At 71.3% G+C, this 11,773-nt stretch carries 1 protein-coding gene (cut by a window edge); it reads left to right on the top strand.

Going from position 1 to position 11,773, the window contains the following annotated elements; translation table 11 throughout:
• Positions 1–114: 114 nt before the first annotated feature.
• Positions 115–11,773, top strand: partial view of a non-ribosomal peptide synthase/polyketide synthase gene (locus ABZT03_RS33640; protein ID WP_356046494.1) — the 5' portion only. Its footprint extends 6,944 nt past the window's final position; 11,659 of the gene's 18,603 nt are visible here — the first part of the coding sequence; it begins with the start codon at positions 115–117; the stop codon falls past the right edge of the window.

The raw sequence follows: 11,773 nt of genomic DNA, 5'->3' as shown, positions 1-11,773 counted from the left end.
CCGGAACTCCACGTTGTACTTCGAGGGCCGTCCCACGTAGATCTTCACCTTCCTGGATCACCAAGATCCATTGTCAGGTGTGTCCACATCGCAGGGGTCACCTCACTGGCACCGTTGTCGGTACTGCTGGACGCCGACCGCGAGTACCGGGAATCCGCGGATCTGGAGCGTGACCGGCAATACTGGCTCGACACGCTGGCCGACCTTGAGCTCGACGCCGCCGAGACCGGCGGCCGATATCGGCCGACCGCGCCGGACGTGCACACCGCTGACATCGACGCCAACGACGTCGACGAGCTCACGTCGGCGGCGCGGCGGCTGAAGACCAGCCTCCCCGGACTGATGATCGCGGCCGCGGCGCTGTACCGTCACCGCGTCACCGGTGCGCAGGACATCGTCCTGGGCGTCTCGGTGCACGGCCGAACCGTGCCGGCGCAGTTCGGCATCCCCGGCATGACCGCGAACATCATGCCGGTCCGACTCCGGCTCACGCCCGAGACCTCGGCCGCGGGCATCGTCAAGCAGGCCTCCTCGGCGGTGCTGCGAGGACTGCGCCACCAGCGATATCAGCACAGGGACATCCTCGCCGACCTGAAACTGGTCGGCGCGGCGCCGCTGTGCCCGCTGGTTGTCAACGTGGTCTCTGAGCAGCGCCCGCTCCGCTTCGGCGATTGCACCGCCGTCCGCACCGCCCTGGCCAGCGGGCCGGCCGACGATCTGCGGATCGACGTCTACCCGGCGCTGGCGGGCGCCGGGCTGCGCGTCGGCGTCGTGACGAACCCTGACCTGCACACGACCGGGGACGGCGCTGAGGTGTCCGGGAGTTTCCGGCGGGTCCTGCACTGGTTGGCCGGCGCGGCGCCGGACGAGCCGATCGGCCGGGCTCGGCTGATGGGCGAGGACGAGGCGCAGACCCTGCTCCGCGACTGGAACGGCGCGGCGACCGAAGTGCCGTCGGCGACACTGCCTGAGCTGTTCGCCGCACAAGCGGCACGCACTCCGAACGCGACGGCGGTGGTGTTCGAGGGCTCCGAGATCTCCTACGCGGAGCTGGACACCCGGGCGAACCGGCTGGCGTGGGCTCTGAGGGCGCAGGGCGTGCGGCCCGAGTCAGTGGTCGGAGTGTGCCTGCCGCGATCGGCGGAGACGGTAGTCGCGCTCCTGGGTGTGCTCAAGGCGGGCGGCGCTTACCTGCCGCTGGATCCGGGACTGCCCGCCGAGCGTGTCGCGGTCATGGTCTCCGACTCCGGTGCGGCATTGGTGGTGACCTCGCGGGCCTGCGAGAACGCGGTGCCGGACGGTGTGGAGCCGATGGTGCTGGACGAGCCGAGGACGGCCGCGGAACTTATCACGTCGCCGGGCTCTGATCCCGGTATCCCGGTCGTCGGCGGCCATCCGGCCTACGTGATCTACACTTCCGGTTCGACGGGCAGGCCGAAGGGCGTGGAGGTGTCGCACGCCGGCATCGTGAACCGCCTGCTGTGGATGCAGGACGAGTTCGATCTGCGCGCCGAGGACCGGGTGCTGCACAAGACGCCGTTCGGGTTTGATGTCTCGGTTTGGGAGCTCTTCTGGCCCCTGATCACCGGCGCGGCTCTGGTGGTGGCCCGGCCCGGCGGCCACCGCGATCCGGGGTACCTGGCCGAGCTCATACTGCGTGAGCGGGTGACGACGGCGCACTTCGTGCCGTCAATGCTGGACGTGTTCCTGGCCGACCCGGCATGCCCGGCTGTCGGTGGCGTGCTGCGTCGAGTGGTCTGCTCGGGCGAGGCGCTGTCCGCTGGCACGCGTGACCAGTTCTTCGCGGTGCTGCCGGGCGTCGGGCTGTCCAACCTGTACGGGCCCACCGAAGCTTCCGTGGACGTCACGGCGCATCGTTGCGACCCGTCGGACGGACCCGTGGTGCCGATCGGCGTGCCGGTCTCCAACACGCGGATGTTCGTCCTGGACCCGCACCTGCAGCCGGTGCAGGACGGCGTCGAAGGGGAGCTGTACCTGGCCGGGGTGCAGTTGGCCCGCGGCTATGTCCAGCGCCCGGACCTGACCGCCGAACGGTTCGTGGCGTGCCCCTTCGGCCCCGGCGAGCGGATGTACCGCACGGGCGACCGGGTCCGCTGGGCCGACGGCCGCCTGGTGTTCCTGGGCCGCGCGGATGAGCAGGTGAAGATCCGCGGTTTCCGGATCGAACCCGCCGAAGTCCGGGCCGCGGTGGCCGCGACGCCGAGCGTCGGCCAGGCCGTAGTCCTCGCGCTCGAGGCCGACACCGGGGGCATGCGACTGGTCGCGTACGTCGTCCCCGACGGCCGCGACAGCGGCCACGGCGCGGATCTCGCCGAAGCCGTGCGATCGCACGTCGCGAAGCGGCTGCCGGAATACATGGTCCCGTCGGCGGTCCTGGTCCTCGACCAACTGCCGGTCACGGCCAACGGCAAGCTGGACCGCAGAGCTCTGCCCGCGCCCGACTTCTCGGCCGCAGCCGGGCTGAGCGCGCCATCCACGCCGCGCGAGGAACTGCTGTGCGCGGCCTTCGCCGAGGTGCTCGGCCTCCCGGCGGTCGGCGTCGACGACGACTTCTTCGCCCTGGGCGGGCATTCCCTGCTGGCCGTGCACCTAGCCGGGCGGCTCCGTTCGGTGGGGATGTCGGTCGACATGCGGACCCTCTTCGAGAGCCCGACGCCGACGGGCCTGGCGGCCTCGGTCGGCCGGGACCGGGTCGTCGTCCCGCCCAACCTGATCCCGGCGGACGCGACTGCGATCACCCCCGACATGCTCACGCTGACGGAGCTGACCCAGCCGCAGATCGACACGGTCGTGTCGAGGATCGACGGTGGGGCGGCCGAGATCGCGGACATCTACCCCCTGACACCGCTGCAGGAGGGCATGCTGTTCCACCACCTGCTCGCTGATGACGAGCGTCACGACGCCTACCTGTCCCAGGCCGTTCTCGTCTTCGAATCGGATGAGCGGTGGGACGCGTTCGTCGCCGCCTTTCAGCAGGTGGTCGACCGGCACGACATCTACCGTACGTCCCTGGCCTGGGAGAACATGCCGCAGCCGGTCCAGGTCGTCCGGCGCCGCGCCAGCCTCCGGGTGACGGAGGTGCCGCTGGCCGCGGACGCGGATCCAGGGGACGCCCTGACAGCAGCGGCGGGGATGGCGATGGACTTGCAGCGCGCACCGCTGCTCGACCTGCACGTCGCCGTGGATCCGGACGGCCTCCGGCGCTGGGCCCTGCTCCGGGTCCACCACGTGATCCTCGACCACCTCGGTCTCGCCGCAGCCCTCGCCGAGGTTCGCGCGATCATGGTCGGAGACCTGTCCGCGCCGGCCGATCCGCTGCCGTTCCGCCAGTTCGTCGCCGAGATTCGGGGCACCGTGGATGCCGCGGCGCACAGTCGGCATTTCGCCGCGCTGCTCGTCGGCGTCGACGAGCCGACGGCGCCGTTCGGCCTGCTGGACGTCCGCGACGACGGGGCGGCGACGGTCTGGGCCGGGACTCGCGCCGGGGCGGACTTGTCCGATCCCGTGAGGGCGGCCGCGCACCGGCTCGGCGTCAGTCCGGCGGTGCTGTTCCACGTGGCGTGGGCTCGGGTCGTGGCCGTGCTGTCAGGCCGGGATGACGTGGTGTTCGGTACCGTCCTGCTGGGCCGCATGAACACCGGTATGCAAGCCGCGCGGGTGCCGGGACCATTCCTCAACACCCTGCCGGTAAGGGTCCGCACCGGCGCACTGTCGGCGCAGCGGGCGATCCTGGACCTGCGCGTCCAGCTCGCTGGGCTGATCGACCACGAACACGCCCCACTGTCGGTGGCCCAGCAGGCCAGCGACGTGGCGGTCGGCATGCCGCTGTTCACCTCGATTCTCAACTACCGCCACAACACGGACGACGGCTTCAAGCCCGAGTCCATGGAGATCGGGATCCCGGGCGTCGAAGTGGCCCGCTTCCGGGAGCGGACGAACTACCCGCTGTCGGTCGTGGTCGACGACAGCGGCGGCGACTTCTCCGTGGCGGTGGACGTGGCGGTTCCTTTCGACGCCGCGATGGTGTGCGAAATGCTGCTCACGGCGCTCCGGAACCTGACGGCGGCGCTGGAGGGCGGGCCGGAGGTGCCGCTGGCCGCGATCGAAGTGCTGGGTGCGGACCGTCGCCGGACCCTGGCCGACTGGGCCGGAGGCAGGGCCGAGGGGCTGTCGCTTCCGGCTCCGGAGCTGTTCGCCGCACAGGTCGCGCTCACGCCGGACGCGCTCGCAGTGGTCTGCGACGGTGTGGAGCTGTCGTACGCGGCACTGGACGCGCGGGTTAACCGCCTGGCCCATCGCCTGATCGGCTTGGGCGTCGGTCCGGAGTCGGTCATCGCCACCGTCCTGCCGCGGTCGGTGGACCTCCTGGTCGCCGCCTGGGCAGTCTGGCGAGCCGGCGGAGCGGTGGCCCTTTTGGACGTGGCGCATCCGGTCGAGCGACTGGGCGCCCTGATCGCCGACTGCCGGGCCTCGGTGGTGCTCGGCACCGGAGAGGTGCTGGACGAGCTGCCCGCCGGCCGGACTGTGACCGTGGCGGTCGAGGACCCGCTCCCCGAGGTCGGCGAGATGGTGCCCTGGGCCGTCGCGCACCCGGGGAGCCTGGCCTACGTGATCTTCACGTCGGGGTCGACGGGCCGGCCGAAGGGCGTGGGAGTCTCGCATGGCGCGTTGGCGGCATATGCGGCATGGGCCTTGTGTGCGTACCCCTTGGACCGGGGAGCGCCCCTGCACTCGTCGGCGGCGTTCGACCTGACCGTGACCAGCCTGGTGTTGCCGCTGCTGGCCGGCGGTTCGGTCACGGTCTCCGGCGAGGGCGGTGCGTCAGGCCTCGCCGACCTCATCCAGGGCGGTGCCCGCTTCGGCGTGGTGAAGGTGGTTCCGGGCCACCTGCCGATACTCGGGCAGATGGTGGGCGCACGGCTTCGGGACGCCGCCGCATGCTGGGTCGTCGGTGGCGAGGGACTCCCGCCCGCCGTGGTGGCCGAGCTGCTGGCGGCTTCCCCGGCGTCGGTTGTCGTCAACGAGTACGGTCCCACCGAGGCCACGGTCGGTTGCTGCACGTTCACGGCCGGCTCCGACACCGCGCTGGGCGCCGTGGTGCCGATCGGGCGGCCGAGCCCGGGAACACAGCTGTTCGTCCTCGACGCCTCACTAGCGCCGGTGCCGCCTGGCGTCGCCGGTGAGCTGTACGTAGCCGGCACGCAGCTGGCTCGAGGATATGTCGGCCGGCCGGGCTTGACCGGTGAGCGGTTCGTGGCCTGCCCGTTCGTCCCGGGCAGGCGGATGTACCGCACCGGCGACCGCGCCCGCTGGATGGCCGACGGGCAGCTGGACTTCCTGGGCCGCGCCGACGAGCAGGTGAAGATCCGCGGGTACCGGATCGAGCCCGGCGAGGTCGCGGCGGTGATCGCCACGGGTCCCGGCGTCGCACAGGCGACGGTCGTCGCCCGAGAGGACGCCCCCGGGAACCGGTGCCTGGTCGCCTACGTCGTCCCCGACGACGAGTGCGATCCCCACGCCGTCCGGGAGTTCGCGGCAGAGCGGCTGCCGGAGTACATGGTTCCCGCCGTCGTGGTGATTTTGGACGCCCTGCCGCTGACCGCGAACGGGAAGCTGGATCGTCGAGCCCTGCCGGACCCGGAGCTCTTCGCACCGATCGGCTCGCGCGCCCCGTCGACGCGCCGCGAAGAGCTGATGTGCGCCGCCTTCGCCGAGGTGCTCGGCGTGCCCTCGGTCGGCGTCGACGACGACTTCTTCGCTCTCGGCGGCCACTCGCTGCTCGCCGTGTCGCTCGTCGAGCGGCTGCGAGAGCGCGGCGTTTCGGTGACCGTGCGCGCGCTCCTGCAGGCCCCGACCGTCGCCGGGCTCTCGGTCGCCGTCGGCGCTGAGACCGTCGTCGTGTCCCCGAACCTGATCCCGGCGGACGCCACCCGCGTCACCCCGGACATGCTGCCCCTGGTCGAGCTGACCCAGGAGCAGATCGACGCGATCACCGGAACGGTCGACGGCGACGCCGCCAACGTCGCGGACATCTACCCGCTCGCACCGCTGCAGGAAGGCCTCCTGTTCCACCACCTGTTCGCCGACGACGGACAGGCCGACGTCTACGCCCAGCCCATGGTCCTGGAGCTCGACTCCCGCGACCGCCTCGACGCCTTTCTCGCAGCACTGCGCCAGGTGGTCGCCCGGCACGACATCTACCGGACGTCGATCTTCTGGCAGGGCCTGCCGGAAGGGGTCCAGGTCGTCTGGCGGAATGTCGAACTGCCGGTCGCCACGGTCGTCCTGGATCCCGATGCCGATCCCGTCGAGCAGCTGCTGCGCTCGGTCCCACCGGCTCTGGACCTGACCCGCGCTCCGATCATGGACGTCGCCGCAGCGGCCGACCCGGACGGCCGACGCTGGTGGGCCCTGATCCGCGTCCACCACGTGGTCCTCGACCACGTGGGCATGGAGGCGGCGCTCGCCGAGATCCACGCCCTGCTCTCCGGAGCAGCTGCCGATCAGCTCCCCAGGCCGCTGCCGTTCCGGGAGTTCGTCGCCGAGGCCCGTGCCGATGCCGACGGCGACCGTCACGAGCGCTACTTCGCCGAGGTACTGTCCGGCGTCGACGGGACGACCGCCCCGTACGGCGTTCTGGACATCCACAGCGGAGCCGACGCCGCGCAGGAGATCCTGGACCTGGGACCGGACCTGACCGGCCGGATCGCCGCCGTCGGGCGGCGGCTCAAGGCCAGCCCCGCGACCGTGCTGCACGTTGCGTGGGCCCGGCTGCTGGCCGCCATCGCCGACCGTACCGACGTGGTGTTCGGCACCGTCCTGTTCGGCCGGAGCAGTTCCGGGGCCTTGGCCGGCCGCGCGGTCGGGCCCTTCCTCAACACCCTGCCGGTGCGTGTCCGGCTGGACGGGCTCGGCGCGACGGCCGCCGTGGGCGAGGTGCGTTCCCGGCTCGCCGAACTGCTCGATCACGAGCACGCCTCCCTGGCCGCGGTCCAGCAGGCCGCCGGACTGCCAGGCAACGCTCCGCTGTTTACGGCGATCCTCAACTACCGGCACGCTGACGACGACTCGGCGGTCCCGGGTCTCGGCGACCCCGAGGGAGTCCGGACCGCTTACGCTTGGTCGAGGTCGAACTACCCGCTGACCGTCTCGGTGGACGACCGTGGCGAGACGATCGGGCTGACCGTCGACGGAGTCGCCCCGATCGACCCGGTGGAGGTCGGCCGGCTGTTCCGGGCCACGATCGAAAATCTGGTCGCGGTCCTCGAACAGAGCTGTGACAGCGGTGTGGACGCGTCACTCTCCGCGGTCCGCGTGCTGGACGGCGCTGCACGGCAGGCGCTGCTCGCCGAGGCGGATGGTGCGACGGCGACGAGGCCGGACGCCACACTCGCCGACCTGTTCGCCACGCAGGTGGCGCGGACTCCGAACGCCGTGGCAGTGGCCTGCGACGGCGTGGAGCTGACCTACGCCGAGCTGAACGAGCGCGCCGACCGGCTTGCACGATGCCTGGCCGCCTGGGGAGCGGGCCCGGAGTCCGTGGTCGGCCTGCTGCTCCCGCGCTCGGCCGAACTGATGGTGGCCATGGTCGCCGCTGTGAAGTCCGGCGCGGCGTATCTGCCGGTCGACCCGTCGTATCCCGCCGATCGGATCGCCTACACCCTGCGCGATTCCGGTGCTGTCGGCGTGCTGACGTCGCGGACGGTTGCGGCTGTCGCGGCGGCGGTGAGCGAGGACGTCCCGGTGCTGCTGCTGGAGGACGTCCACGACGCCCTTGCCACGGACGTCTTGGCGCAGTGCCTGCCAGACCATCCCGCCTATGTCATCTACACCTCCGGTTCGACCGGCGAGCCCAAGGGCGTCGCGGTGACCCACCGCAGCGCGGTCTCGATGTTCACCGCCGCCGAGGCGGTCGTGGCGCCGACGGCCGATGACGTGTGGAGTTGCTTCCACTCCTTTGCCTTCGACTTCTCGGTGTGGGAGACGTGGGGCGCGCTCCTGTACGGCGGCCGGGTCGTGGTGGTGCCGTCGGACACGGCCCGTTTCCCCGAGCAGTTCGTGACGCTGCTGGAGCGCGAGCGCGTCAGTGTGCTGAGCCAGACGCCGTTGGCGTTCTACCAACTCATGGCCGAGCTGGAGCACCGCCCGGACCGGCTTCCACGGCTGCGGGCCGTGGTGTTCGGCGGCGAGGCCCTGGACCCGGGCCGGCTGGGCCCGTGGTGGTCACGGTTCGGCGCGGCCGGACCGCGATTGATCAACATGTACGGCATCACCGAGACGACCGTCCACGTCACGTTCACCGAACTCGGCTCCGAGCCGGACTCAGCGGGCAGCGTCATCGGCGTGCCCTTGGCGAACTACCGCGTCTACGTGCTCGACGACAATCTGGAGCCGGTCCCGCACGGTGTCGTGGGCGAGATGTACGTCGGCGGCTCCGGCGTGGCCCGCGGCTACCTCGGGCGGCCGGGACTGAGCGCCTGCCGGTTCGTCGCGGACCCGTTTCGCTGCAGTGAGCGGATGTACCGCACCGGCGATCTCGCCCGGCGGACCAACGACGGCCGACTGGTCTTCCAGGGACGAAGCGACGACCAGGTCAAGATCCGGGGCTTCCGGATAGAGCCCGGCGAGGTGCGCGCGGTGGTCGCCTGCCACCCGGACGTCACCGACGCGGCGGTCGTCGCACAGACCGACACCGGCGAGGTGCGGCTCGTCGCCTACGTGGTACCCGTCGGCTCCGGCGGCGAAGGCATCGCAGCAGCGGTCCGCGATCACGCGGCCGAACACTTGCCCGGTCATCTGGTGCCCTCGGCGATCGTCGTGCTCGACGTCCTGCCGCTGACGCCGAACGGCAAGCTGAATCTCAAAGCACTGCCGGCTCCCCGCCACGAGGCGGTGACATCCGGACGACGCCCGGCCACGGCGCGCGAACAACTCCTGTGCGGGGTGTTCGCCAAGGTGCTGGGCGTGCCCTCGGTCAGTGTCGACGACGACTTCTTCACCCTGGGAGGCCACTCCCTGTCGGCGGTCCGGCTGCTCGGCGCGATCCGCTCCGGGCTCGGCGCCGACGTCCGCATCAGGACCCTGTTCGAGCACCCGACGGTCGCCGGGCTGGCGGCCGTCCTGTCCGGCACCGACACCGGCGCCGCCCGGCCCGCGCTGGTGGCCCGACCGCGTCCGGAGCGGACCCCGCTGTCCTTCGAGCAGCGCCGCCTGTGGTTCCTGAGCCAGCTGGACGGCCCGACTCCCACGTACAACATCCCCATGCTGCTGCGTCTGTCCGGGCCGCTGGACCGCGCCACGCTGCGGGCCGCGCTCGGCGACGTCCTCGAACGCCATGAAGTGCTGCGCACTGTCCTCGCCGTGGCGGACGGCGAGCCCTGGCAACACGTCCTGGACCTCAATGACGCCCAGTGGGAACCAGAGGTCGTCGAGATCGCCGAGGCGCTGCTGCCGGAAGCCGTCTCCGGCCAGGCGCGCCGCCCCTTCGACCTGTCGACCGACCTGCCAGTGCGAGCCACCCTCTTCGCGCTCGGCGCGGAGGAACACGTCCTCATGGCGGTCGTCCACCACATCGCTTCCGACGGCTTGTCCACCGGACCTCTGGCCCGGGACCTTGCAGACGCCTACGCCGCTCGCCGCCAGGGTCGTGCCCCTGACTGGTCCCCGCTACCGGTGCAGTACGCGGACTACGCCTTGTGGCAGCGCGCGATGCTCGGGTCCGAAGACGAATCCGACAGTCTGATCTCCCAGCAGGTCGCCTACTGGCGTGCCGCCCTGGCCGGTGCGCCGGCCGAACTGGCACTGCCGACCGATCGTCCGCGCCCGGCGAACGCTTCCCACCACGGCCATAGCGCGCCGTTCCAGGTGTCGGCCGATCTCCACGCCCGGCTCGCGGCGACGGCACGGGACCGGCGTGCCACGGTGTTCATGGTGGTGCAGACCGCCCTGGCGGTGCTGCTGTCCCGGCTGGGCGCCGGCACCGACATCCCCATCGGGTCGGCGGTCGCCGGCCGCGCGGACGCCGCCCTGGACGACCTGGTCGGTTTCTTCATCAACACTCTGGTGCTGCGCACCGACCTGTCCGGGGACCCGACCATGGCCGAGGTGCTGGACCGGGTCCGCGCGACGACGCTGTCCGGCCTGGACCACCAGGACGTGCCGTTCGAGCGCCTCGTCGAGGAACTGGCGCCGGAGCGGTCGCCGGCCCGGCACCCGTTGTTTCAGATCATCCTCACCATGCAGGACGCCGGTGCGGACCCGGCACTGCCGGGCCTGGCCGCCCGGGTGGAGGCGGCCGGCCGGCCGGCGGTCAAGTTCGACCTCGACGTCCTGCTGACCGAGACCTTCGACGACGACGGCGCCCCCGCGGGACTGCGCGGCGTGATCACCGCCGCCTCCGACCTGTTCGACCAGGGGTTCGCCGACCAGTTCGCGAGCCGCCTGACACGGGTTCTCGACACGGTGACGGCGGACCCGGACACGCGCCTGCGAGCGGTGGACGTCCTCGACGACGCCGAGCGCCGCAGGGTCCTGAGCGAATGGAGCGGTACGGCACAGTCGGAGACGCCGCCTCCCACGTTCCCCGAGATCTTCGCCGCACAGGTGGCCCGGACACCCGACGCGCTCGCCGTGGTGAGTTCCAAAGGCCGGCTGACGTACGCGGACCTCGACGAGCAGGCCGGTCGGCTGGCTCATCACATGCGCGGACTCGGTGTCGGCCCGGACAGTGTGGTGGGCCTGTGCTTTCCGCGCGGCCCGCAGACGATGGTCGGGATCCTCGCCGTCTGGAAAGCAGGGGCGGCCTATCTGCCCATCGACGCCGGGCTTCCGGCTGAGCGCATCGCGTTCATGCTCTCCAACAGCCGTGCGTCGGTCCTGGTCGGCACCACCGAACTCGTGGACGAGCTGCCGGTCGGCCGGATGCTGAGCGTCGCTGTTGACGATCCGGCGACGGCCGCGATGCTCGCCACGGGCCCCGTGGCTGCCGAGCTGCCGCGGTCGTGGCGCGACAACCTGGCTTATGTGATCTACACGTCGGGTTCGACGGGGCGTCCGAAGGGTGTGGGGGTTACTCAGGCCGGGTTGGCGAGTTATCTGAGTTCGATGCCGTCTCGGTTGGCGTTTGCTGAGTACGGCGGCCGGTATGCGCTGTTGCAGGCGCAGGCCACTGATTTGGGGAACACGGTCGTGTTCGCGGCGTTGGGGGCCGGTGGTGAGTTGCATGTGTTGGATGAGGAGGCGGCGACGGATCCGGGGGCTGTGGCCGCGTATCTCGCCGAGCACGGGATCGATTTCTTGAAGATCGTCCCGTCGCACCTGGCAGCGTTGTCGAGCGCCGACGGCGTGGAGCCGTTGCTTCCGGCGCGGGCGCTGGTTCTAGGCGGTGAAGCGACATCTCCGGCGCTGGCCGGACAGCTGCTCGCGGCGGCCAGCGACCGTGCGATGGTCAACCACTATGGGCCGACGGAAACCACGATCGGTGCGCTGGCCGGGCCGTTCGACGCGCACGACGTGGCCGCGGGGCGGGTGCCGGCAGGGACGGCCGTGGCCGGAACGAGGGTGTTCGTGTTGGATGCGGGGCTGCGTCCGGTTCCGCCCGGGGTCGCGGGCGAGTTGTACGTCGCCGGTGCCCAGCTGGCGCGCGGCTACATGGGTCGCAGTGCTCTGACGGGCGAGCGGTTCGTGGCCTGCCCGTTCGGCACTGGTGAGCGGATGTATCGGACCGGGGACCTGGCGCGGTGGCTGGGTGATG

Origin of the sequence: Streptomyces sp. NPDC005574 (genome assembly GCF_040605435.1) — a bacterium.
GTDB lineage: Bacteria > Actinomycetota > Actinomycetes > Streptomycetales > Streptomycetaceae > Streptomyces.
Note: the sequence above shows the minus strand (reverse complement) of the source record. Positions and strands in the feature narration are given on the sequence as shown.